Genomic DNA, 22,903 nt, shown 5'->3' with positions numbered 1-22,903 from the left:
AAATGCCCCGGTCCTTTCACAAGGATCGGGGCATTTTCTGTTTCGGGCTTGAGGGGCAAGGCAGCGCAGCGGCGAGATGCGCCGGTGCAAAGCCACTGTCAATCCGGATCGACGTTGGCGCTCTGCTGGTCGCGCATCAGCACTTCCACATCGGCATTGCGGCCTGAATGCACGGTAAAATCGCGCTGATAGATCTTGTCCTTGTTGCGGGCAACGGCCGTGTAATCGCCTTCCGCAAGCACCATGGTGGTAAAGGCGCTTACGCTTTCGCTGACCACGTCGCCGCCAGCCGTCAGTACGGACCAGGCCGTATCGGCAATCGCTTCGCCGCCGGCCTGTGACACCAGTTTAAGCGTCATCTGCGCAGCGCGGTGCTGTATGGTGGCCTCCGTCAGCTTTCCGGCTTCCACCTGGATATCGGCGCGAACCGTGGCGTTGATATCGCCATATTCGGAGACGACGTGATAGGTTCCCGCATTGAGGCGCACGATCGTATCGGCCTTGACATTGGCCATCACCAGGCCACGCTCGCCGTCTTCGCGCACCTCCGCCGAATAGATCGAAAAGCGCAGCTTGCTGGCGGGGAGCCGCTGGTCGGAACCGGCAACGGCATTCAGCACGAAACCGCCGGCATCCAGCACCAGCGCCTGCTTGCCCACATCGCCGGTTGCCGGAACCGTGACTTTCTTCGTCACGCCGGCGCGCCCGAAGGCAACATTGACGAAATAGTCACCCGGAACCAGTTGGAACTGTGCGCCGCCGCCTTCGGAGGTCGCCACCAGCGGCAGCTTGCCATCCGGTCCCGGTTGCGGGCTGAACACGCGCCAGGTCAGTCCCGTCTGCATGGGCTGGCCATCGGCGGTCAGCTTGGCATCCAGACGCACATCGCGTGCGACGGGTACGGGACTGCCGACCGTCGGCGAAAAGGAATTCAGCTTCGGCATCTTCGCCGTGCTGTCGATCTGCTTGAAGGTCTTGAACGCATCCTGAGCCAAGGCAGCATTCGACGCCAAGGGGCAGGCCGCAAGGACCACCACACAAAGAGCCGCCTGAGAAAGTGAATTCATACCGCTTCCGACCGTTGACTCTGAAATGCCAAGAGGTCACTTCAAGACCAAGCTCGCGGCAATTTCAAGATCTAGTTCCACTCCATCATCCCGGCAGATCATTATCATGGCGAACAATCCGCATCTTTTCGATTATTTGAGCACACGCCGTTCCATTCCAGCTCCTCAGATGATGGAGCCGGGGCCCGACCGCAGCGCCATCACCGCCATGCTGACGCTGGCGTCGCGGGTGCCCGATCACGGCAAGCTGGCGCCCTGGCGCTTCATCGTCTATCGCGGCTCTGAGCGGGCAAGGCTTGGCGAACAGTTGCTGGCCGTGGCGCTGGCGCGCAACCCGGATATGACCCTGGAAATGCAGGAGGTGGAGCGCCAGCGGCTTTTGCGTGCGCCTTTGGTCATCGCCGTTGTCAGCTGCGCGGCACCGCATGTGAAAGTCCCAGTCTGGGAGCAGGAGCTTTCGGCCGGTGCCGTCTGCCTCAACCTGTTCATGGCAGCCAATGCCCATGGCTTTGCCGCCAACTGGCTGAGCGAATGGATCTCCTATGACGAAACTGCCAAGGCAATTCTCGGCGTTCGGGCAGAAGAGAAGGTCGCTGGCTTCCTCTATATAGGTTCCACCAACTTCCCGCAGACAGACAGACCGCGCCCGGACCTGTCGCAGATCGTCACCTGGACCGGCGGCGAGGAAGCCTGACGCCCATGTTTTATACGACCGACACAAACCAGCATGGCATGGCGCATGATCCGTTCAAGGCCATCGTTGCACCGCGGCCAATCGGCTGGATCGGCACGAAGGGCAGGGACGGCTCGTTCAACCTGTCACCCTATTCTTTCTTCAATATCGTCTCCGATCGCCCAAAGATCATCATGTTTTCTTCAAGCGGCCGCAAGCACAGCCTGAAGAATGCCGAGGAGACCGGGTTTTTCACGGCAAGCCTGGTCAGCCGGCCGCTGGTCGACAAAATGAATGTCTCGTCGGCTCCGGTCGATTACGGCGTCGATGAATTTGCTTTGGCCGGGCTGACCCCGAAGATGGGGGAACTGGTCGATGCGCCCTTCGTGGCCGAGGCCTTTGCAGCGCTGGAATGCCGGGTCACCGAAGTGATCGTGCCGCGTGATCTGCAAGGGCAGGAGTCCGAATCGGTGATGGTGTTCGGCCAGGTTCTAGGCATTCATCTCAGTGAGGAGATCATCCGCGATGGCCGCATCGATATGGTGCTTGCCAGCCCTGTCGCCCGCATGGGCTATATGGATTATGCCGATGGCGGAGCAGACGTCTTTCAGCTGAAGCGCCCGCCGCGCTGAGGCGCATCGCGCAGCTCACAGCCCGACATCCGAAGATTAACGGATATGGTGAACCGATCATAAACCATTTCTCTCTAGCCTGTCCGGCAGGGAGACGTCGACAGTTGAGCACTCCCATCATTGAAGGCGCGTACCAGTGATTGTAAGGGCTTTTCTTCGTTGGGCAGAAACCGCGGGCGCAACAGACCGGGCACGGGCTGCCCAGGCGCTGGTCAAGGCCTTCTCGAAGCTGAGTTTCGACGATACGCAGCGCCTGGCGGCCGTGCATGCCATGATGCATCTACTCGACGATCCGTCTCCCAATGTGCGCCGTGCGCTGTCTGAAGCCATCGCGCCGGTCGCATCGGCGCCGCGTGCCCTCATTCTGGCGCTGGCGGAAGATCAGCCCGAAATTGCCTGCCCGGTGCTTACGCTTTCGCCGGTTCTTTCCGAGGCCGATCTTGTAGATCTCGTCGGTCGCGGCAGTAATCTGACACGCGGCCTGATTGCCGCCCGCCCTGTCGTGACGCGCGGTGTTGCGGCTGCCATAGCAGAAGTTGGCGATCAGGGCGAAATCCTGCTTCTCCTGGAAAACCGGCAGGCGCTTCTGACCCGCTATTCGCTGAAGCGGATTTCCGAGCGCCATGGCCGCGTAGCCGATATCCGCAACCTTTTGCTTGTGCGCACGGACCTGCCGGCCGAGGCCCGCGATCTTCTTGTTCACCATGTCAGCTCGGCACTGGCGCTGTCGCCGCTCGTCCAATCGACGCTGAGTGCTGCGCGCATTTCGCATGTCACGCGCCAGGCCGGCAATGCCGCCACCATTGCACTGGCTGGTCAGGCACTGCCGGAGGAAATGCCGGCGCTTGTTGCGCATCTGCGCGATGCCGGTCGGCTGACACCTGCTTTCCTGATGCATGCTCTGTGCAGCGGCCGTATCGAATTCTTTGCAGCCGCCATGACCGATCTCTCCGGTCTTGAAGATCGGCGCGTGCGCTCGATCATGGCAACCGGGCGGCGCCATGCGGTGCGCGCCCTTTACGAATCAGCGGGGCTTGGCCGCGACGTTGCCGATGTCTTTGTCGAAGCGACCATGCTGTGGCGCGAGATGATGTCGCACGCCTATGTGAGTTCCGCCGACAGCATCTGCGCGCCTCTGATGCAGCGTTTTGCCAGAAGCGCCGAGCCATTCTCGCCGGTCAACGAATTGCTCGACATGGTCGAGACGCTGCATCACAGCGAAGAGCGGCAGTTGGCGCGAAGCTTTGCCGACCAGGCAGCGATTGCCGCCTGACACGGGCGATCCCGTTCCTCAGCGCAGTTTGCGCACCACCCAGCTGTAACCATCCTCCGCCAGACGCAAGGGGCTGCGCACCAAGTGACGCATCTTCTCGGCATCCGGCAGGATGGTTTTCGCACGAGTGATGGCCTGCTGCGCCAGCGTTTGTTCCTGGGCGCGCTCCTGCGCCGGTGATTGAGGCGTCGGCGTCTGCTTCAGCGGCAGGGAAGGCGAGGTGGCTGCCTTAGCCTCCGTTATGGTCGGATCCTGGCATACGGCGATCACGACCGGGTAGGACACGTTAACGAAGGCCTGTAACTCCTTTTCCGAGACAGAATCGCAGAGCGCGATACTCGGCCAGCGCTGGTTGAGGGTTGCTATATATTGGCAATCTGTGGCGCTGTCGTCACAACCGAGAATGGTCATCATGATGAGGGCTGCCTGCATTCCCGCGTTCCTTGTCTGGTTGCAAACTTGACGGTAAGGGGAAAATCATGACCGCGTGAAGGCAGGTCGAAAATCACTGAGGAAATGCAGCATGCAGAGAGAAATTGTCATTGGTCGGGAGCCACCGCGTCAGGAGGGTGTCATCCGTCTCCTGGAGCTTTCCAGCGCCTATGCAGCCTCGCTCTATCCCGCCGAAAGCAACCATATGCTGCCGCTTGAGGATCTTGAAGAGGCCAATGTTTCGTTTTTCGTGGCGCGCGATGGGGAGGATGTGCTCGGTTGCGCCAGCATTGTCTGCTACGCCGACCAGAGCGGTGAAATCAAACGGATGTTCGTTGATGACAAGGCCCGCGGCCTAAAGCTCGGCAAGCGGCTTCTGGACACGCTGGAAGCAGAAGCGCTGCGGCTCGGTGTTGGCGTTCTGCGGCTTGAAACCGGCATTTATCAGCCGGAAGCGATCGGCCTCTATCGCAAGGCGGGCTATGTCGAGATCGAGCCTTTCGGCAGCTACAAGCCCGATCCCTTGAGCCTCTTCATGGAAAAGAGACTCAAGGATTGATTGATGGATCAGGCGAGCCGACGGCTTTTTGCCACATCGCCCTCGACCGGAACTGGCGGCACCGCCGCCAGTTCGATTTCGCGCATCCATTCGCGCCAGATGGCGACCAGCAGCGCCATCAGCACCGGACCGATGAACAGGCCAAGGAAGCCCATGGTCTTCACGCCGCCCACCAGGCCGAAAAATGTCGGCAGGAAGGGTAGTTTGATCGGGCCTCCGACAAGCCTTGGCCGAAGCGTCTTGTCGACGATGAACAGTTCCACGGAACCCCAGACGAAGAGCGCAATGCCGGCAAAAGTCGATCCGCTGGCAACCAGATAGATCGATACGAGTGTGAAGGACAAAGGTGCCCCGCCGGGGATCAGTGCCATCAACCCGGTCAGCACGCCCAGCGTGACAGGCGAGGGGACGCCGGCAATCCAGTAGGCAATGCCCAGCACGATGCCTTCGCCAATCGCGATCAGTGTCATGCCGGTGACGGTGGAGCTGATCGTGGCCGGAACCACGCGTGAAATGCGCTCCCAGCGCGTCGGCAGGATGCGTTCGCCCAGCATATCGATCTGACGCGAGAAAGCGGCTCCGTCACGATAGACGAAGAACAGCGCGATCAGCATGAACAGCAGCGTCAGGAGCAGATGGAAGACACCGTCGCCGGCGGCAATGACGCCGCGGTAGATATTGCCGATATTTGCGCCGCTGACGAGTTGCACAAGGGCGCCGATCGCGCCCGGCTCGCCGATATGGCGCTCCCAAAGGGCGGCCAGCCATTCGCCGGCGATCGGCAGGTTGACGATCCAGACCGGCGGCGGTGAGCCGATCCGGTTGGCCTGCAGGGCCCAGCCGATCCATTCGCGTACTTCACCGATCGTATAGGAAATTGCGATGCCGACAGGCACGATCAGGAATGACAGGACCAGCAGCAGCGCGATGGTGGCGGCAAGCGTTGTGTTGCCGCCAACCCGGCGCAGCAGTTCGCGATAGATCGGCCAGCTGGCAAAGCCGATGACCAGTGCCGCCAGCACCGGAACGAGAAAGCCATGGAAGAAATAAATGCCGGCGAAGACCACAAGCACAAGCAACCAGCGCGCAGCCGAAATAGGCGGGATGAGTGCGATGCGCATGGGAGCGACGGGACCAAGCCAGCGCGGTCCCACCGGTGTTTTATCGGTGTCATTCACGGTTGAACATCATCCTTTTCCAAAGGCTGCGTCGGCCTGACGAGAGGCGGCGCGCAACCTTTATGTGCGATACAGGAGAGTGGCGGTTGCCGTCACGCACAGATGCGCTAGAAATGATGATATCGTCAACATTGCATTGCTTCCCCCCATGACCGCATCATCGCGTCGATTCCTGCTGAGGGAGCGAACCTCCCACCAACATTCCGCGGTCGATACTGCCGTCGGTTCCTTCGACACATTGGAACGATACCGTCTCTATTTGCAAGGCCTGCATGCATTTCGTCTGCCGCTGGAGGCGCGACTGACTGAAATGCCCTGGCCAGTGCATTTTTCCGGCTGGCGTCCACGCTTCATCGGCGATCTCATCCTGCGCGACATGGACGACCTGAATGTGACGGTAAGGCCGCCCGTACACGATATTTCTATCAGGAGTGATCTGGAAAGCCTGATGGGTGTGCTCTACGTTTTGCAGGGATCGTCTCTTGGCGCACGGATCCTCTATGTCCGCGCCCGCGATCTCGGACTGAGTGAGGCATACGGAGCCTCTCATCTGGCAGGACAGGCGCAGTCTAAGGACTGGAAGACCTTTCTACAGTTTCTCGACAGCGCGCCGCAGATGCACATGGACAGGGTGGTCGAAGCGTCGCAGGTAGCATTTGCCGTGGCGGAAACTGCCTTCAGGGAAAATATTGATGCCTAATGCCTCTACGGTCGACCTGACGAATTGCGACCGCGAACCGATCCACATACCAGACAGCATACAGCCGCATGGTTGCCTGATCGTCTGCGAGCCGAGCGGTGGGCATATTCTGCGCCATTCTGCCAATGCAATGACGATGCTCGGCCTGTCCCGTGACCTTGTCGGGCAAAGGCTGGACGAGGCGCTGGGGGCTGAACTTGCCCATACGCTGCGCAATGCGCTGGCCACGTCCGATGATCCGGCCCGACCAGCCCTTCGGCTTGGGGTCGCCCTGCCGGGCGGCACATTCGATATCGCCGTGCATCGGCTGGAAAGCTGCGCGATCATGGAGTTCGAGCCGGCCTTGGCCGATACCGATCAGCCACTCGAAATGGCGCGCATGCTGATCAGCCGTATCCGTGCCATCTCCGGCATTGACGAATTGGTGGAAAAATCGGTGCGGTTGATTTTTGCCATGCTTGGCTACGACCGAGTCATGATCTATCGCTTCGAGCATGACGGTTCTGGCAAGGTGGTGAGCGAATACAAGCGCCGCGATCTGGAAAGCTTCAAGGGGCAGTATTTCCCCGCCAGCGACATCCCGAAACAGGCGCGTATCCTTTATCTGAAAAACACCATCCGGGTGATCTCGGATGCCAGCGGCATAAGGGTGCCGATGGTGGCGGGTGTTGATGATGACGGCCAGCCGCTGGACATGTCTTTTGCCCATCTGCGCAGTGTTTCCCCCATTCACTGCGAATATCTGCGCAATATGGGCGTGGCCGCGTCCATGTCGATCTCCATCATTGTTGATGGAGAATTGTGGGGGCTTATTGCCTGCCATCATTATGAGCCGAAGGCGCTTGGAATGCCGCAGCGGGTGGCCGCCGAAATGTTCGGCGAATTCTTCTCGCTGCACCTGAGCGCGCTGAAGCAGAAGCAGATACTCGATACCGCCAACAGCGCGCGCCGCTCGCTGGATCGTTTTTTGCAGACGGCATCGCAGAACGCCGACATCAGTGGTCTGTTGCGCCAGTCGCTGGACGAATTTGCCGGCATCATGCCCTGCGACGGCGTTGGCCTGTGGCTCGATGGCATCTGGACCGGTGTCGGTTCCGTGCCGCCGGAGAGAGACATCGCAGACATTGCCGATTTCGTCAGCTCCGTCGCTAATGGCCGCATCTGGGGAACGGATCACATCTCGATGCATCTGCCGCAGACGGCCGATTATGCTGCCGATGTTTGCGGCGTGCTGGCCATTCCCCTCTCGCAGCGGCCGCGTGATTATCTGTTCTTTTTCCGGCGCGAACTGGTGCAGACGCTGAACTGGGCCGGCAATCCCGACAAGTCCTATGTCAGCGGTCCGCTGGGCGATCGGCTGACACCACGCACCAGCTTTGCCATCTGGAAGCAGACGGTGCACCACAGGGCGCAGCGCTGGGCAGACGGTGAATGGGAAATCGCCGAAGCCATTCGTGCGGTTCTGGTGGAGGTGGTGCTGCACCACAATGAGATGCTGGCCGATGAGCGTGGCAAGGCGGATGTGCGCCAGCGCATGCTGAACGAGGAATTGAACCACCGGGTGAAAAACATCCTGGCGGTCATCAAGTCTCTGGTCGGGCATCCGGTCAAGGAAGGCCGGGCCATCAGTGATTATGTCGCGACACTGAAGGGCCGCATCCAGGCGCTGTCCTATGCCCATGACCAGGTGGTGCGCGGCAGCGATGGTGGCGCGCTGCGCGAACTCCTGGAAGCCGAACTGAAGCCCTATGGCGATGGAGACCGCAAGATTACCCTGTCTGGCCCGGATGTCTGGCTGGACAGCCGCGCCTTTTCCGTCATGGCGCTCGTCCTGCATGAAATGTCGACGAATGCCGCCAAATATGGTGCGCTTTCCGTCAGCAAAGGGCATCTCGATATCCGCTGGCTGCTGACGGATGAAGGCGATTGCGAAATGGACTGGCTGGAAACCGGCGGGCCTCTGGTGGCGCGCCCATCGCGCTCCGGTTTCGGCACCGTGCTGATCGACCGCAGTATTCCGTATGAAATCGGCGGACGAAGCGAGGTCTCTTACCTGCCGGAAGGGCTTTCCGCCCGTTTCTTCGTGCCGGCCAAGCACCTGCACCGCACAGACGCACCGGCAATGCTGCACGATATCGTGCTCGGCGGCGTTTCAGCGGCGGATATCGCCTCGACCTTACGGGAACTGGATCTTCTGCTGGTGGAGGACCAGATGCTCGTGGCCGCCGACGTGGAAGCCATGCTGATGGACAATGGCATCACGCGGGTGACGACCGCGCCCTCAGCCGCCGAGGCGTTTCGCCAGCTGAAGAGTTTTACGCCGGATATTGCGGTGCTCGATGTCAATCTCGGCTCCGGCACATCGCTGCCAATTGCCGAGGAACTGGCGCGTCGCAACGTGCCCTTCATCTTTGCCACAGGCTATAGCGACCAGTCGGTGATCCCGGCCAGTTTCGAAGTGCCTGTTGTGCGCAAACCCTATGAGGCAAAATCGCTGGTCAGCGCCCTGATCAGGGCTTTGGCCAACCCGCAGGACCCGCCATCCACCTGACGCACATGAGGAAGGCGATCCGCCTTCCTCATATCTTCAACCTCAGCTGTTATGCTGATCAGATGTCGAGATTGTCGGCGAAGGCTGCCCGTTCCTGGATGAACCGGAAGCGCGCATCTGCCTTGGTGCCCATCAAGTTGTCGACGGCCTCCCGCGTGCCCTCGAAATCCACCTCGTCGATCCCGACGCGCAAAAGCGTGCGCTTTCCCGGATCCATTGTGGTTTCCTTCAACTGAGCCGGCATCATTTCACCAAGGCCTTTGAAGCGGCCGATTTCCACCTTCTTGTTCTTGAACACCGTTTCCATCAGTTCGGCCCGATGCGCATCGTCACGGGCGTAGACGATCTTCGCCCCCTGGCGGATGACGTAAAGCGGCGGCACGGCCAGATAGAGATGATTGCCGCGGATCAGTTCCGGCATTTCCTGATAGAAGAAGGTAATCAAGAGCGAGGCGATATGCGCGCCATCGACATCGGCATCGGTCATGATGACGATGCGCTCGTAACGCAGGTCTTCTTCGCGATATTTGCCGCGCGTGCCGCAGCCCAGCGCCTGAATGAGGTCGGCGATCTGTTGGTTGGCAGACAGTTTCTCGCGGCTGGCGCTACCAACATTGAGGATCTTGCCTCGCAGCGGCAGGATGGCCTGGTTCATGCGGTTGCGCGCCTGCTTGGCTGAACCGCCGGCCGAATCCCCTTCGACGATGAATAGTTCGGCGCCTTCGGCGGTATTTTGCGAGCAGTCGGCCAGCTTGCCGGGCAGGCGCAGCTTGCGCACTGCCGTCTTGCGGTTGACTTCCTTTTCCTTGCGCCGGCGAAGCCGCTCTTCGGCGCGTTCGATCACCCATTCCAGCAGCTTGGCTGCCTCGCCCGGATTGCCGGCGAGATAATGATCGAAGGGATCGCGCAGAGCATTTTCAACGATGCGCTGGGCTTCGACCGTCGCCAGCTTGTCCTTCGTCTGGCCGACGAATTCCGGCTCGCGGATGAAGACCGAGAGCATGCCGACGGCAGAGATCATCACGTCATCAGTGGTGATCTCGCGGGCACGCTTGTTCTGCGTCAGTTCGGCATAGTTCTTCAGCCCCTTGGTCAGCGCAATGCGCAGGCCGGCTTCATGCGTGCCACCTTCGGGGGTCGGAATGGTGTTGCAATAGGAATGAAGCTGGGCATCGCCGCCATACCACGTGACAGCCCATTCCATGGCGCCATGGCCACCGGTCTTTTCCGTACGCCCGGCAAAGATCTCGCGGGTTACGGTGAAATCCTTGCCAAGCGTGGCCGCCAGATAATCCTTCAAGCCACCGGGGAAATGGAAGACCGCTTTTTCAGGGATCTCGCCGCCAGGCTGAACCACGCCCGCATCACAGCTCCAGCGGATTTCCACGCCGCCGAACAGATAGGCCTTCGAGCGCGCCATGCGGAAAATCCGGCCGGCGTCAAACTTCGCATGGTCACCAAAAATCTGCGGATCGGGATGGAAACGCACGCGCGTGCCGCGCCGGTTCTGCACATCGCCCAGTTCTTCCAGCCCGCCCTGCGGCACACCCCGCGAAAAACGCTGGCGGTAGAGCTTGCGATTGCGCGCCACTTCGACTTCCAGCATGTCCGACAGGGCATTGACGACGGACACGCCGACGCCGTGCAAACCGCCGGAGGTTTCATAGGCCTTGCCGTCGAACTTGCCGCCCGCATGCAGCTTTGTCATGATGACTTCAAGCGTCGATTTGCCCGGCACCTGCGGGTGGTTTTCCACCGGAATGCCACGGCCATTGTCGGTCACCGTCAGGCAGCCCTGCATATCGAGATGCACCTCGATGAAATTGGCGTGGCCGGCGACAGCTTCGTCCATCGAATTGTCGATGACCTCGGCAAACAGGTGGTGCAGTGCCTTTTCGTCGGTGCCGCCGATATACATGCCGGGGCGCATGCGCACGGGTTCCAGGCCTTCGAGAACCCGGATGGAGGAGGCGTCATAGATGTCGCTTGCCGACGCAGACGCAGCGGCTGGCCGGGCGGGCGCCCTCTTCTGTTCCGCTGCGGGCGCAACGTCAGTGGCTTTGGGGCTTGGCGTCGGAATGCTGGCGAAAAGGTCTGTCGTATCGTCCATGAGGGTCCGTCAATTTGGCCTTTGGGCGCGCAATGAGCCGGCGAGGGCCGTGCATTTCCGGTCGCCGATGGCTATCGAATCGCCAGCGAGTGTGCCAGATAACCGGCCTTTTCGCGATGCCTGCGCGCGTTGAACAGGTTTGGCATCAGGATTTGCGCCGTCGAGACAGGGATAGCAAGGCAGACCATGCTGATGAAACGTATCCTTTCCCGCATGTCCACAGATCATTTGCGTGTGATGGCGTCCGGCTTGCTGTTCCTATGCGGCATTACCGCTGCATCTGCCGCGCAGGATGGGCCGATCCGGCCGTTCAAGGACGACCTCTTCTCCCGCCAGACGGTTCTCGAATCACGCGATGGCGGCGCTTTTGCCGTGATCGACTATCAGGAACTGCGCGATATCAACGAGCGCGACCAGGAGCCGGAACGCCGGGTGAAATCGAACTATGTCGATCTGCGCGTGCGTCAATATCAGGAAAACGAGACGCTGACGCTGGGCGGCGCCAAGCTCGACGTCATGCGTGCGGGCCGATTGAATGACGCAAACTTCACGGTGATCTTCATTCACGGGCGGGGCGGGGACCGCCGCCTCGGCGCCAATGACTATTCCTTTGGCGGCAATTTCAACCGTCTGAAAAATCTCGCAGTGCTGAATGGCGGCGTCTATTACGCCCCCTCGATGCGCTCCTTCGATCCGAATGGCGCTGCCGATATCGCAGCCTTGATCCGCCTCACCTTCGAACTGTCCAAGGGGCGGCCGGTCATCCTTGCCTGCGCTTCGATGGGCAGTTTCATCTGTCACAGCGTGAGCCGCGACAAGGAGGCCGTGCGCTACCTGAAGGGGCTGGTGATCATGGGCGGCGCACCCGATCCGGGCTTCCTGACGACGCCGGCGGCACGGCTGAAGATCCCGATCTACATAGCCCATGGCAGTGACGACAAGGTCTATGCCGCGGGCGATCAGGTTGCGCTCTACACGAAGATGGCGGCAAAATCCTATCCGGTGCGTTTCCGGCTGTTTCAGACCGGCGGGCATGGCACACCGGTGCGTATGAGCGACTGGCGCGACATTCTGAACTTCCTGTTGACCGCCGGCTGAGCCGGTACCGCACGGGCTTTAACCACACTTTTGAACCAAACTGCCGCTTTTTCGTACCAATCGCCGCCAGAACGGGCTAGAAAGCGGACACTACCAAAAAGATGAGGGTGCCAATCGACATCTATGCACGTTCGATTGGCCGGGAGCGAAGGGAAGCAAAGCGACATGACGCCGGACGTTCGCCCGCTGGTTGCGGGAAACTGGAAGATGAACGGCACTCGGGCCGCCTTGGACCAGATCAAGGCGATTGCCGAGGGTGTGGATGGGCCGCTGGCTGAAAAAGTGGACGCGCTGATCTGCCCGCCGGCCACCCTGCTCTATGTGGCCACAGCGCTTTCGACAGACAGTGCGCTTATGATCGGCGCGCAGGATTGCCACCAGGACCAGTCCGGTGCCCATACGGGCGATCTTTCTGCCGAAATGATTGCCGACTGCTTTGCCACATACGTGATCGTAGGCCATTCCGAGCGCCGCAGCGACCATGCCGAAACCGACCATCTGGTGCGCGCCAAGGCTGAAGCCGCTTATGCGGCGGATCTGACTGCGATCATCTGCATCGGCGAGACGGCAGACGAGCGCAAGTCTGGCCAGACGCTGGAAATCCTCAAGCGCCAGCTGGCGGGTTCCGTGCCTGACAGCGCTAACGCAGAGACAACCGTGATTGCCTATGAGCCTGTCTGGGCAATCGGCACGGGTCTGACGCCGACGGTGGACGATGTGGAAAAGGCGCATGCCTTCATGCGCGCCGAACTTGTGGCCCGCTTCGGTGATGCGGCAAAAACCATGCGCATCCTCTATGGCGGATCGGTCAAGCCCGGTAATGCGCGCGAACTGATGGGCATCGCCAATGTTGATGGTGCGCTGATCGGTGGCGCCAGCTTGAAAGCCAGCGATTTCCTCGCCATCTATGGGGCTTACGAGGTGCTGACGGCTTAAATCCGCAAAACGCGCGGACATTTTGCACTTGCCCCTTGGAATGCCGGTCCGGCTCGGGTAAAGAGCCGGCCAAACCATTGTGTATGCCGCCTGAAGGCGCGCAGGACTGGACTGATATGCAGACCGTATTGATCGTTATCCATCTCATGATCGTGCTGGCGCTTGTTGGCGTCGTACTTATCCAGCGTTCTGAAGGCGGCGGCCTTGGCGTCGGCGGCGGTTCCGGCTTCATGTCGGCGCGCGGCACGGCCAATGCGCTGACCCGGACTACCGCCATTCTGGCGACGCTGTTCTTCATCACGTCGTTGGCGCTTGGCATCCTGTCGCGCTACGAATCGCGTCCGACCGATATTCTGAACCGGATCCCCGCGACGCAGCAGGGCGGCGGCAATGGCATCCTCGATTCGCTTGGGCCAGCCCCCGGCCAATCCGGCAATGCTGCTCCTTCTGCCGCTCCGGCTCCGGCACCGGTCGATCCGACGGCTGTTCCGACCGGCCGATAAAGGCCGCGGATAATATCGCATGCCGGCAGGCCGAAAGCCTGCCGGTTTTCTTTTGTCCAGATTTCAACAGCTTTAACCGACCCGAAGCAAAATATGGGCTGGTGGAATCGTTCGTATGAAGGTATCCGGTGACTCCCATGGCGCGATATGTATTCATCACAGGCGGCGTGGTTTCTTCCCTCGGAAAAGGAATTGCGGCCGCAGCCCTCGGAGCCCTGTTACAGGCCCGCGGTTACCGGGTTCGCTTGCGTAAGCTCGACCCTTATCTCAACGTCGATCCGGGCACTATGAGCCCGACGCAGCATGGCGAGGTCTTCGTGACCGATGACGGGGCGGAAACCGACCTCGATCTCGGCCACTACGAGCGCTTCACAGGGCGCTCGGCCACCAAGACCGACAACATCACCACCGGCCGCATCTACAAGAACATCATCGACAAGGAACGGCGTGGCGATTATCTCGGCGCAACCGTTCAGGTGATCCCGCATGTGACCAATGAAATCAAGGATTTCGTCACCGAGGGCAATGACGAATATGATTTCGTCATCTGCGAGATCGGCGGCACGGTCGGCGATATCGAGGCGATGCCGTTTGTTGAAGCAATCCGTCAGCTTGGCAATGAATTGCCGCGCGGCGCTGCCGTCTATCTGCATCTGACGCTGATGCCCTATATTCCGGCAGCCGGCGAGTTGAAGACCAAGCCGACACAGCATTCCGTCAAGGAATTGCAGGCCATGGGCATTGCCCCCGATATTCTTCTGGTGCGCGCCGATCGCGAGATCCCCGAGGCTGAACGCCGCAAGCTGTCGCTGTTTTGCAATGTGCGCCAGTCTGCCGTCATCCAGGCGCTCGATGTCGCCAATATCTATGACGTGCCGATGGCCTACCATAAGGAAGGCCTTGATTCGGAAGTGCTGGCCGCCTTCGGCATCGAACCGGCTCCGAAGCCGCGTCTGGATGCCTGGGAAACCGTCAGCAACCGTATTCGCAACCCGGAAGGTGAAGTGACGATCGCCATTGTTGGCAAATATACCGGTCTGAAGGATGCCTATAAGTCGCTGATCGAGGCGCTTTACCATGGTGGCATTGCCAACCAGGTGAAGGTGAAGCTCGAATGGATCGAATCGGAAGTCTTCGAAAAGGAAGATCCGGCGCCCTATCTGGAAAAGGTTCACGGCATCCTGGTTCCGGGCGGCTTTGGCGAGCGTGGCGCGCAGGGCAAGATCAATGCGGCGAAATTCGCCCGTGAGCGCAAGGTGCCCTATTTCGGCATCTGCTTTGGCATGCAGATGGCGGTTCTGGAAGCCGCCCGCAATCTGGCCGGCATCGAAGAGGCATCCTCCACCGAGTTTGGCCCATCGAAAGAGCCTGTCGTTGGCCTGATGACCGAATGGGTGAAGGGCAATGAGTTGCAGAAGCGTTCGGCTGTCGGCGATCTCGGTGGCACCATGCGTCTTGGCGCCTACAAGGCGGCGCTGAAGCGCGACACAAAGATTGCCGAGATCTATGGCTCCACGGATATTTCCGAGCGTCACCGCCATCGCTATGAGGTGAATGTCGATTACCGGGAGCGGCTGGAAAACTGCGGACTGGTCTTCTCCGGCATGTCTCCGGATGGGCTTCTGCCGGAAACCGTCGAATACCGGGATCATCCCTGGTTCATCGGCGTGCAGTATCATCCGGAACTGAAGAGCCGTCCGCTTGATCCGCATCCGCTTTTCTCCAGCTTCATCGAAGCAGCCCTGGAGCAGAGCCGCCTCGTCTGAGCTGGCCTGACTAAAAACGAGAAAAGCCGCTTGTCCTTCGCGCAGGACAAGCGGCTTTTTTTGTTGCGGCAGAGGAAGACAAGAAAGTTCAGTCAGGTTGAGAAAGGACCCTCAATCGCGCGGGTCGTGTTCCGATGTCTTGCCTGTCACCTGCGCATAGGCGGCAAGCGCCGCATCGCGTGCGGCAAAATGATCGACCATGGGCTTTGGATAGGTTTCACCAAGCGTGACGCCGGCCTTGCGCAATATGTCCGTCGGTGCATCGAAGGGCCGATGGATGTATTTGTTGGGGAGTTGTGCCAGTTCCGGGATGAAGCGACGCACATAGTCGCCGTCACTGTCGAATTTCTCACCCTGCAGGATCGGGTTGAAGACCCGGAAGAAGGGTGAGGCATCGGCGCCTGAGCCCGCCACCCATTGCCAGTTGGCGGCATTGGAGGCCGGGTCTGCGTCAAGCAGCGTATCGCGGAACCAGGCTTCACCCTTTCGCCAGTCGATCATCAGATCCTTGATTAGGAATGAGGCGGTGATCATCCGCACGCGGTTGTGCATATAGCCATGCCGCCAAAGCTGGCGCATGCCGGCATCGACAATCGGATAGCCGGTCTCACCCTTCGTCCAGGCGCTGAACTGTCGGTAGTCAAATCTCCAAGGGAAGGCGTCGAAACGATCGTTCCAGTTCTTCTCGCCAAGTGCTGGAAACTCCACCAGCAGGTGATAGGAGAATTCGCGCCAGACAAGTTCTTTGCGGAAATGAATGACATCATTGGTGGCCGCAAGGCCGCGCGTCGCATGCCAGACGCGTGCCGGCGAAATCTCGCCAAAGGTCAGATGCGGCGAGAGCATCGATGTCGCATCGGTCAGCCCCGGCAGGTCGCGGTCACCCTTGTAGCGCTGGATCGGCTTTGCGACGAACTCAACCAGCCGCCGATGGGCACCGGCTTCTCCGGGCAGCCAATGCTCTTGAAATTCCGCAGCCCAGTTCGGGCGCGTCGGCAAAAGATCCCAGTCATGCAGATTGTCCGAGACAGGCAGGCTCTCAGGCGCGGGGAGGGAGGCTGGTGCATCAACAGGCTCGCGCGGCTCGCCATCCTTCTCCAGCGCCTTCCAGAAGGGCGTATAGACGCGGTAAGGACCGCCGGTTCCGGTGCGCATGGCCTTTGGGTCATGCAGCAACTGACCCCTGAAGCGTTTCACTTCAAGACCGTGTTTCTGCAGGGCTTTTAAGATCGGCGGATCTATCTCGTCGCGCTCGTAGTGTCGGTTGAGGTAGATGGCGCTCGCGCCGGTCTCGCTGGCCAGTTTCGGCAGAACGTCTGCGGCTTTCCCTTGGCGCAGCACAAGACGGTTTCCCTTGTGCGCAAGAGCGTCAGAGAGTGCCAGGAGCGAATGGTGCAGCCACCAGCGCTGCGCACCGCCCAGCGGCCCCACCTTGTCGCTGGCAGGCTCCAGCACATAGACGCAGATCACCGGTCGGCCGCTCTGGGCCGCCGCCGTCAGTGCACCGTTATCGTCCAGGCGCAGATCTTTGCGGAACCAGACGATAACGGGAGATGAAGGGGCGTCAGGCACGCGGCAGTCTCCGAATTGATGAGGATCTACCGGGTGTTACGGGTATCTATCCCTAACGGATCACTCGCCGAAGGGGCGCAGCAACAGGATAGGGCAGGTGGCGCCTGCCGGCAGTTCCAGCGCATGTGGCGGGCGCAGGATCAGGCAGTCGGCGTGTGCGAAAATCTTCATCATCGATGAATCCTGCTTGCCAAAACTCTCGGCCACCAGATTGCCGTCATGGTCGCGCGACAGCGTGGCACGCAGGTAATCCTGGCGATGGTCATTGGCGGCAAGCGCAGAGGCGGTGATTGCCTGTCCGGCACGGCTCGGCACTGGGCGATGCGCGAGCCTGGCAATCAGCGGCTCGAGAAACAATGTGCCGCAGACAAGGCTTGCCACCGGATTTCCCGGCAGGCCCAGCACCTGCATGGCGCCAAGCGAGCCCACCATCAACGGCTTGCCGGGCCGCATGGCAATGCGCCAGAAATCCAGCTCCATGCCCATGGCCTTCAGGCTTGCCTGAACGAGATCATGATCGCCGACGGAGGCACCACCGAGCGTCACCAACACATCCGCCTTGGCATTCACGGCCTCACCGATAGCGGCCTCGATGAGAGCACTGCGATCGGCGACAATGCCAAGATCGATCACCTCGCCTCCGGCTGCTTCCACAAGCGCTGCAATACCGAATGTGTTGGAGGCAATGATCTGGGCTGCGGCAGGGTTTTCGCCGGGCGGCACCAGTTCGTCGCCGGTTGCCAGCACGGCCACGCGCGGTCGGCGATAGACCGGAAGGTCCGGATGGTTCATGGCAGCGGCCACCGTCAGGCGCGCATAATCAAGCCGCGTGCCCTCGGTCAGCACGGCTTCGCCTTGCGTGAAATCCTGGCCGCGCGGGCGGATATGCCGGCCCTTGGTCACAGCAAAGCTTGTGCGGATGCGGTTATTGTCCAGAGGCTCGGCATCTTCCTGGATAAGGACGGCATCGGCCCCCTCGGGCACTGGTGCGCCGGTAAAGATGCGCACGGCCTCGCCGGGTCCGACGGCACCGTCAAAGGCATGACCGGCTGCCGCCTGACCAATCACGACAAGCTCGGTACCGATCGCTGGGGCATCTTCAGCCCGCAGCGCGTAGCCGTCCATGGCGGAGGAATGGAAGGGTGGCTGGGTGAGGCGGGCCGTAAGGTCGTCGGCCAGCACGCGACCATGGGCTGCCCGCAGCGGCTGGTTCTCCACCTCCGTCACCGGCTTGGCGCGCCCCAGAAGGCGGGTGAGGGCTTCGGATACCGGGAGAAGGCCTGCGGTCATGATGTCAGTCTCCGTCGCGGCGCCAGTCGCCCGATTTGCCGCCGGTCTTCGACACCAGTTCAATGCCGCCGATCTGCATGGCCTTGTCCACGGCCTTGGCCATGTCATAAATGGTAAGGCAGGCAACCGAAACGGCGGTCAGCGCCTCCATCTCCACGCCCGTCTTGCCGGAGAGCTTGGCCGTTGCGGCAATCCGCAGGCCCGGCAGGTCCTCATCCTCGGTAATAGCGACGGTGACTTTGGTCAGCATCAGCGGGTGGCAGAGCGGAATAAGATTGGCCGTCTGCTTGGCTGCCATGATGCCGGCCAGCCGCGCCGTGCCGATCACGTCACCCTTCTTGGCATTGCCTTGGCGGATGATGTCCAACGTTTCCGCGGCCATGCGCACAAAGCCATGCGCGGTGGCAATGCGCACGGTTTCCAGCTTGTCGCTCACATCCACCATATGCGCTTCGCCAGAGGCGCCGATATGGGTGAGGCGGGGGTCTTCCGCCATCATTCTGCCGCCTGGCTTGCCGCTTGCCCGGACAGAAGTTCGCGGGTGGCCGCTGCCACATCATCCTTGCGCATCAGGCTTTCGCCGACAAGGAAAGTGGTGATGTCGCAGGCTTTGAGCCGCTGACAATCGGCATGGGTAAAAATGCCGCTTTCGCCCACCAGAAGACGGTCATCCGGCACCATGGCTGCGAGCTGTTCGCTGACATCGAGGCTTACCTCGAACGTGCGCAGATTGCGGTTGTTGATGCCGACAAGCGGCGAGGACAGCATCAGCGCCCGCTCCATCTCCTGCGCATCATGCACCTCGATCAGCACATCCATGCCGAGCGCAAAGGCCTCGTCTTCCAGCCGCCTTGCGTCGTTATCGGATAGCGATGCCATGATGAGGAGAATGCAATCGCCACCCCAGGCTCGCGCTTCATGCACCTGGTAGGTGTCGAACATGAAATCCTTGCGCAGCGCCGGCAGCACGCAGGCGGCACGCGCAGCGGTCAGAAATTCCGGCGCGCCTTGAAAGCTCGGCGTGTCGGTTAGCACCGAAAGACAGGCCGCACCGCCTGCCTCATAGGCGCGCGCCAGCGCCGGCGGATCGAAATCCGGGCGGATCAGGCCCTTGGACGGACTTGCCTTCTTGATTTCGGCAATCAGGCCGAAGGAACCGGCCTCACGCCTTTTCTGCAAGGCACGATAAAAGCCGCGCGGAGCCGATTGATCTGCCGCCATCGCCTTCAGATCGGCAAGCGGCACGCGCGCCTTGGCAGCTTCAATCTCCTGGCGCTTATAGGTTTCGATCTTCTTCAGAATATCGCTCATGATGCCTCACATAGCCTCATTGGAGACCGCAACAAGGCAGTCGAGCACCTGAGCGGCATTGCCGCTATCCAGTGACTGGGTGGCGAGAATCATGCCTTCCAGCACGTCAGCAGCCATTCCGGCAATCACCAGCGAGGCGGCCGCATTGCAGAGCGCGATGTCGCGATAGGCATTCTTGGCCCCCGACAGCACGGCCCGCAGAGCCTTGGCATTGGCAATGCCGTCGCCGCCCTTCAGGTCGTCGATCGTCGCACGGGCCACGCCGAAATCTTCCGGCGTCAGGTCGAATTGGCGGATCTTGCCATTTTTCAGAGCCGCCACATGGGTTACGCCGGTCGTGGTGATTTCGTCCATGCCGTCACCATGCACGACCCAGACGGTTTCAGAACCCAGATCGCGCATCACTTCGGCTATCGGCTGCAGCCAGTGCGGCGAAAACACGCCAAGCAGCTGTTTTTTTGCACCGGCCGGATTGGAGAGTGGGCCCAGCAGGTTGAAGATCGTGCGCGTGCCAAGCTCCACGCGGCTTGGCCCCACATGCCGCATGGCGGCATGGTGGACCTGCGCAAACATGAAGCCGATACCGGCCTCTCCGATGCAGCGTGAAATCAGGTCTGGCGGAATGTCGAGCTTGACGCCGAGTGCCGTCAGCGCATCGGCCGTGCCGGATTTGGAGCTGAGGGCGCGGTTGCCGTGTTTGGCAACCGGCACGCCGGCTCCGGCAACGATCAGCGCCGCAAGCGTCGAGATATTATAGGTCCCGAGCCCGTCACCGCCCGTGCCGACAATGTCCATCACAGCGTAAGTCGTGGCGACAGGCAGCATCTTGGCACGCATTGTGGAGACGGCACCGGCGATCTCCTCGACGGTTTCGCCGCGCACGCGCAGCGCCATCAGGAAGCCGCCAATCTGCGAGGGCGTTGCCTCCCCCGACATCAGGATATCGAAGGCTGCCCGCGCCTCGTCACGCGTGAGAGACGCGCCATTGGCAACCTTGGCGATGAAGGGTTTCAGTTCCGGCATGATTATGCGTCCCCCCTCGGCCGATCAGCGCACCATGGCCTGGTCGGCAAGTGCATGGTTGATCGATACACCGTAGGCGGTCTGCAACTGATTGACCATCTGGTCCAGCATGTCATCGCCGGCAGCGCGTGCAATCTGCTGAACCTGCTGGTCACTGCCAGCGGCGGTCTCGGCTGCCGGCTGGTCGTTGACGGCATCCACATGCATCAGGAGACGGCTATCGCCATCGGCGCCGCTGGCGGTGGTGTTGATGCCGGCGGGGCCGGCAAAGGCAGCCTTGATGGCTTCGGCGCCGAAGATCGCATCATCGCCAGCCTGGCGGCGCAGGCTGGTCTTGGTTTCAACGGCAAGGCCGAGGTCTTCGCCGATAGCGGCCAGCGTTGCACCATTTTCGAGGCGCAGTTTCAGCTCTTCGGCCTTGGCCGACAGGGCAGAGCGCTGCTGTTCATTTGTCCAGTCTGCCAGCGCGCGGTCGCGCACTTCAGACAGCGTGCGGTCACGCTCGGGAATGACCTCGCGCACGTCGAACCAGACATAGCCGTCATTGCCCAGGTTGGCGGGCAGTGATTCTGCTCCGACATCCGTGCGGAACACCTCGGTCAGCAGGCTTTCAGAAGCCGGCAGGCCTGCCACCGGCTTGCCGGCATCATCCTGGCCGCTGCGATCGCTGGTGATGGTTCCCGTCTTCAGCTTCAACTGAGCGGCAGCCTCTTCCAGCGACGAGCCGGACCCACGCATGTCCTCGACACGGTCATGCACCGACTGCACATCCTGCGCCGCAGCACTCAGCGACAGCTGGCGGCGGATATCGTCCTTGACCGCATCGAAGGAGCGGGTGACTTCCGGGCGCACATTGGTGACGCGAAGAACGACCGGGCCGAAGGCACCCTCGACCACCGGGGTAACGCCGCCCTGCGGCCCAAGCGCAAAGACGGCGGTGGCGATAGCGGCATCTGGCAATTGGTCGCGAGTGAAATCACCCAGCATCACGTCAGCGGCCGATTTACCCTGATCGGAAACCAGCGCATCAAATGTCAGCTGGCGTTCTTTCATCTGCTGCAAGGCGGCCTGAGCCATTTCCTTGCTGGGGAAGGCCAGCTGTTCGACGGTGCGGGTTTCCGGCGTCTTGTAGCTATCCTTGCGACGCTCGTATTCGGCGCGCACCTGTTCGTCGGTGACGGAGGTCGGGTCGGCCACATCGCTCGGCTGGAGCGTCAGATAGGAGAAACGGCGCTGTTCCGGCGCACGGTAGCGTGCCTTCACGCCTTCATACCAGGCGCCCAACACGACATCGCTCGGGGCCTTGACCGGATCGATATTGGCATAGGAGAGAAGCAGATAGCTCACATCGCGGCTCTGGTCGCGGTACTGCTTCAGCACATCGGTCAGCACTTTGGGTGGCTGGAAGCCGTCAGACACTGCATCGACAATCTGGCTGCGCACGGCAACCTTGCTGCGCTCCTTGATATAGTCTTCCTCGCGAAGCCCGGCATTGCGCAGCCGTGTGCTGAACAGCTGGCGATCGAAACGACCGTCATTGCCGAGGAAGGCCGGATCCTGCGCAATCAGGCCGGCAAGGCGGTCCTGCGACAGGCCAAGCCGCATATCCTGCGACAGCTGGTCGAGCGAGGCGCCGGCGGCCAGCTGCGAGAATGCCTGCTGGTCGATGCCGAAGGCGCGTGCTTGTTCCGTGGTCAGCTGCGTGCCGAACTGGCGGCTCAGCGTTGCAAGCTGCCGCTGATAGGCGAGGCGAAATTCTTCCGGCGAAATCCGCTGGTCGCCAACGGTCATCACAGAAGTGCTGTTCGGGCTCATGATCGACGCCGAAACGCCCCAGATGGCAAAGGAGGCCACGAGAAGCAGCAGGAGCAGTTTCGACACCCAGGAGCGGGAGGCGGTTCTGAGGGAATCAAGCATCGATCGACATTACCTTGCAAAGGGTGCGGAAAGCCGCCTCCGGCGGGTTTGAAGGACTGTCTCTAAAACAAACCGCGCCGGAAATGAAGGCATATCCGCGCAAAAGACAGGGGCAAAGCGATGTCAACTTTTGGTGGGTCGGCAGACCTCATGCCGAAGAAGCATGGACTGCGGGTGCTCTGTCTGAAGAATGCCCATGGACGTTCACCTGAAAAACGTGCTGGTAAACGACGTGTCGTGGGATTTGTTTCGACCCGAAAGAAATCTCCCGCCGACAAGACGATCGGCGGGAGATTGATTGGATCCGGCTTT

General features: G+C 60.8%; 20 protein-coding genes. 10 read left to right on the top strand and 10 right to left on the bottom strand.

What is annotated here, in order from left to right; translation table 11 throughout:
• Window positions 1-98: 98 nt before the first annotated feature.
• Window positions 99-1,067 (bottom strand): hypothetical protein, encoded by a 969-nt coding sequence (locus tag E8M77_RS01335; protein ID WP_137128815.1) that lies wholly within the window; start codon window positions 1,065-1,067, stop codon window positions 99-101.
• 106 nt (window positions 1,068-1,173) lie between these two features.
• Here E8M77_RS01335 and E8M77_RS01330 point away from each other — a divergent pair, with 106 nt between their 5' ends.
• The 3 genes from E8M77_RS01330 (at window position 1,174) to E8M77_RS01320 (ending at window position 3,645) form a co-directional block, all read left to right on the top strand.
• Window positions 1,174-1,761: a nitroreductase gene (locus E8M77_RS01330; RefSeq protein WP_137128814.1), complete on the top strand. Its 588-nt coding sequence runs from the start codon at window positions 1,174-1,176 to the stop codon at window positions 1,759-1,761.
• A 5-nt stretch (window positions 1,762-1,766) separates the two neighbouring features.
• Window positions 1,767-2,372: a flavin reductase family protein gene (locus E8M77_RS01325; protein ID WP_137128813.1), complete on the top strand. Its 606-nt coding sequence runs from the start codon at window positions 1,767-1,769 to the stop codon at window positions 2,370-2,372.
• A gap of 136 nt (window positions 2,373-2,508) precedes the next feature.
• Window positions 2,509-3,645: a DUF2336 domain-containing protein gene (locus E8M77_RS01320; RefSeq protein WP_137128812.1), complete on the top strand. Its 1,137-nt coding sequence runs from the start codon at window positions 2,509-2,511 to the stop codon at window positions 3,643-3,645.
• Between the two features lie 18 nt (window positions 3,646-3,663).
• Here the strand turns inward: E8M77_RS01320 and E8M77_RS01315 are convergent, their stop codons facing one another.
• Window positions 3,664-4,077, bottom strand: a complete 414-nt coding sequence (locus tag E8M77_RS01315) for a hypothetical protein (RefSeq protein ID WP_137128811.1) — start codon at window positions 4,075-4,077, stop codon at window positions 3,664-3,666.
• A 91-nt stretch (window positions 4,078-4,168) separates the two neighbouring features.
• Here E8M77_RS01315 and E8M77_RS01310 point away from each other — a divergent pair, with 91 nt between their 5' ends.
• Window positions 4,169-4,636 carry a GNAT family N-acetyltransferase gene (locus tag E8M77_RS01310; RefSeq protein ID WP_137128810.1) on the top strand — a complete coding sequence of 156 codons (468 nt, stop codon included), beginning with the start codon at window positions 4,169-4,171 and terminating at the stop codon, window positions 4,634-4,636.
• A gap of 8 nt (window positions 4,637-4,644) precedes the next feature.
• Here E8M77_RS01310 and E8M77_RS01305 read toward each other — a convergent pair whose 3' ends face one another.
• Window positions 4,645-5,757 (bottom strand): AI-2E family transporter, encoded by a 1,113-nt coding sequence (locus E8M77_RS01305; protein WP_137128914.1) that lies wholly within the window; start codon window positions 5,755-5,757, stop codon window positions 4,645-4,647.
• A 136-nt stretch (window positions 5,758-5,893) separates the two neighbouring features.
• Between E8M77_RS01305 and E8M77_RS01300 the strand changes: the two genes are divergently transcribed.
• Together E8M77_RS01300 and E8M77_RS01295 are read left to right on the top strand one after the other, a co-directional pair.
• The gene (locus E8M77_RS01300) at window positions 5,894-6,514 is read left to right on the top strand and encodes a biliverdin-producing heme oxygenase (RefSeq protein ID WP_137128809.1); all 621 of its coding nucleotides are present in this window, start codon (window positions 5,894-5,896) and stop codon (window positions 6,512-6,514) included.
• A complete protein-coding gene (locus E8M77_RS01295; protein ID WP_137128808.1) occupies window positions 6,507-9,065 on the top strand; it encodes an HWE histidine kinase domain-containing protein in 2,559 nt (852 codons plus the stop codon). Before E8M77_RS01300 ends, E8M77_RS01295 begins: the two co-directional genes overlap by 8 nt.
• Before the next feature lie 58 nt (window positions 9,066-9,123).
• Here E8M77_RS01295 and parE read toward each other — a convergent pair whose 3' ends face one another.
• Entirely contained in the window at window positions 9,124-11,175 is a 2,052-nt protein-coding gene (gene parE, locus E8M77_RS01290) for a DNA topoisomerase IV subunit B (RefSeq protein WP_137128807.1), read from the bottom strand.
• A gap of 192 nt (window positions 11,176-11,367) precedes the next feature.
• Here parE and E8M77_RS01285 point away from each other — a divergent pair, with 192 nt between their 5' ends.
• The 4 genes from E8M77_RS01285 (at window position 11,368) to E8M77_RS01270 (ending at window position 15,478) form a co-directional block, all read left to right on the top strand.
• Window positions 11,368-12,273: an alpha/beta fold hydrolase gene (locus E8M77_RS01285; protein WP_137128806.1), complete on the top strand. Its 906-nt coding sequence runs from the start codon at window positions 11,368-11,370 to the stop codon at window positions 12,271-12,273.
• A 165-nt stretch (window positions 12,274-12,438) separates the two neighbouring features.
• Window positions 12,439-13,209: a triose-phosphate isomerase gene (tpiA, locus tag E8M77_RS01280; RefSeq protein WP_137128805.1), complete on the top strand. Its 771-nt coding sequence runs from the start codon at window positions 12,439-12,441 to the stop codon at window positions 13,207-13,209.
• 116 nt (window positions 13,210-13,325) lie between these two features.
• Complete coding sequence (gene secG / locus E8M77_RS01275; protein WP_137128804.1) at window positions 13,326-13,712, top strand: preprotein translocase subunit SecG; 387 nt, start codon at window positions 13,326-13,328, stop codon at window positions 13,710-13,712.
• 137 nt (window positions 13,713-13,849) lie between these two features.
• Window positions 13,850-15,478, top strand: coding sequence for a CTP synthase (locus E8M77_RS01270; protein ID WP_137128803.1), 1,629 nt, complete (start codon window positions 13,850-13,852; stop codon window positions 15,476-15,478).
• Window positions 15,479-15,589: 111 nt separating this feature from the next.
• Here E8M77_RS01270 and E8M77_RS01265 read toward each other — a convergent pair whose 3' ends face one another.
• Genes E8M77_RS01265 through E8M77_RS01240 form a run of 6 tightly spaced genes read right to left on the bottom strand, consistent with a single transcriptional unit; the run spans window position 15,590 to window position 22,591 of the window.
• Entirely contained in the window at window positions 15,590-17,050 is a 1,461-nt protein-coding gene (locus tag E8M77_RS01265) for a deoxyribodipyrimidine photo-lyase (protein ID WP_137128802.1), read from the bottom strand.
• A 60-nt stretch (window positions 17,051-17,110) separates the two neighbouring features.
• Window positions 17,111-18,340 carry a gephyrin-like molybdotransferase Glp gene (gene glp / locus E8M77_RS01260; RefSeq protein ID WP_137128801.1) on the bottom strand — a complete coding sequence of 410 codons (1,230 nt, stop codon included), beginning with the start codon at window positions 18,338-18,340 and terminating at the stop codon, window positions 17,111-17,113.
• 4 nt (window positions 18,341-18,344) lie between these two features.
• Window positions 18,345-18,836: a cyclic pyranopterin monophosphate synthase MoaC gene (gene moaC, locus E8M77_RS01255; RefSeq protein WP_246659081.1), complete on the bottom strand. Its 492-nt coding sequence runs from the start codon at window positions 18,834-18,836 to the stop codon at window positions 18,345-18,347.
• Window positions 18,836-19,651, bottom strand: a complete 816-nt coding sequence (gene trpC / locus E8M77_RS01250) for an indole-3-glycerol phosphate synthase TrpC (RefSeq protein WP_137128799.1) — start codon at window positions 19,649-19,651, stop codon at window positions 18,836-18,838. Before trpC ends, moaC begins: the two co-directional genes overlap by 1 nt.
• Window positions 19,652-19,657: 6 nt before the next feature.
• Window positions 19,658-20,674: an anthranilate phosphoribosyltransferase gene (gene trpD, locus E8M77_RS01245; protein ID WP_137128798.1), complete on the bottom strand. Its 1,017-nt coding sequence runs from the start codon at window positions 20,672-20,674 to the stop codon at window positions 19,658-19,660.
• A 24-nt stretch (window positions 20,675-20,698) separates the two neighbouring features.
• Window positions 20,699-22,591 carry a peptidylprolyl isomerase gene (locus E8M77_RS01240; RefSeq protein ID WP_137128797.1) on the bottom strand — a complete coding sequence of 631 codons (1,893 nt, stop codon included), beginning with the start codon at window positions 22,589-22,591 and terminating at the stop codon, window positions 20,699-20,701.
• Window positions 22,592-22,903 lie beyond the last annotated feature (312 nt).

Source organism: Rhizobium sp. FY34 (assembly GCF_005222845.1).
Taxonomy (GTDB): Bacteria; Pseudomonadota; Alphaproteobacteria; order Rhizobiales; family Rhizobiaceae; genus Neorhizobium.
Note: the sequence above shows the minus strand (reverse complement) of the source record. Positions and strands in the feature narration are given on the sequence as shown.

Bases quoted from the DNA above. Each gene is read 5' to 3' on its own strand.
- E8M77_RS01335 (WP_137128815.1), bottom strand. From the start codon at position 1,067: ATGAATTCACTTTCTCAGGCGGCTCTTTGTGTGGTGGTCCTTGCGGCC.
- E8M77_RS01330 (WP_137128814.1), top strand. From the start codon at position 1,174: ATGGCGAACAATCCGCATCTTTTCGATTATTTGAGCACACGCCGTTCC.
- E8M77_RS01325 (WP_137128813.1), top strand. From the start codon at position 1,767: ATGTTTTATACGACCGACACAAACCAGCATGGCATGGCGCATGATCCG.
- E8M77_RS01315 (WP_137128811.1), bottom strand. From the start codon at position 4,077: ATGCAGGCAGCCCTCATCATGATGACCATTCTCGGTTGTGACGACAGC.
- E8M77_RS01310 (WP_137128810.1), top strand. From the start codon at position 4,169: ATGCAGAGAGAAATTGTCATTGGTCGGGAGCCACCGCGTCAGGAGGGT.
- E8M77_RS01305 (WP_137128914.1), bottom strand. From the start codon at position 5,757: ATGCGCATCGCACTCATCCCGCCTATTTCGGCTGCGCGCTGGTTGCTT.
- E8M77_RS01295 (WP_137128808.1), top strand. From the start codon at position 6,507: ATGCCTAATGCCTCTACGGTCGACCTGACGAATTGCGACCGCGAACCG.
- parE (WP_137128807.1), bottom strand. From the start codon at position 11,175: ATGGACGATACGACAGACCTTTTCGCCAGCATTCCGACGCCAAGCCCC.
- E8M77_RS01285 (WP_137128806.1), top strand. From the start codon at position 11,368: ATGAAACGTATCCTTTCCCGCATGTCCACAGATCATTTGCGTGTGATG.
- tpiA (WP_137128805.1), top strand. From the start codon at position 12,439: ATGACGCCGGACGTTCGCCCGCTGGTTGCGGGAAACTGGAAGATGAAC.
- secG (WP_137128804.1), top strand. From the start codon at position 13,326: ATGCAGACCGTATTGATCGTTATCCATCTCATGATCGTGCTGGCGCTT.
- E8M77_RS01270 (WP_137128803.1), top strand. From the start codon at position 13,850: ATGGCGCGATATGTATTCATCACAGGCGGCGTGGTTTCTTCCCTCGGA.
- glp (WP_137128801.1), bottom strand. From the start codon at position 18,340: ATGACCGCAGGCCTTCTCCCGGTATCCGAAGCCCTCACCCGCCTTCTG.
- moaC (WP_246659081.1), bottom strand. From the start codon at position 18,836: ATGGCGGAAGACCCCCGCCTCACCCATATCGGCGCCTCTGGCGAAGCG.
- trpC (WP_137128799.1), bottom strand. From the start codon at position 19,651: ATGAGCGATATTCTGAAGAAGATCGAAACCTATAAGCGCCAGGAGATT.
- trpD (WP_137128798.1), bottom strand. From the start codon at position 20,674: ATGCCGGAACTGAAACCCTTCATCGCCAAGGTTGCCAATGGCGCGTCT.
- E8M77_RS01240 (WP_137128797.1), bottom strand. From the start codon at position 22,591: ATGCTTGATTCCCTCAGAACCGCCTCCCGCTCCTGGGTGTCGAAACTG.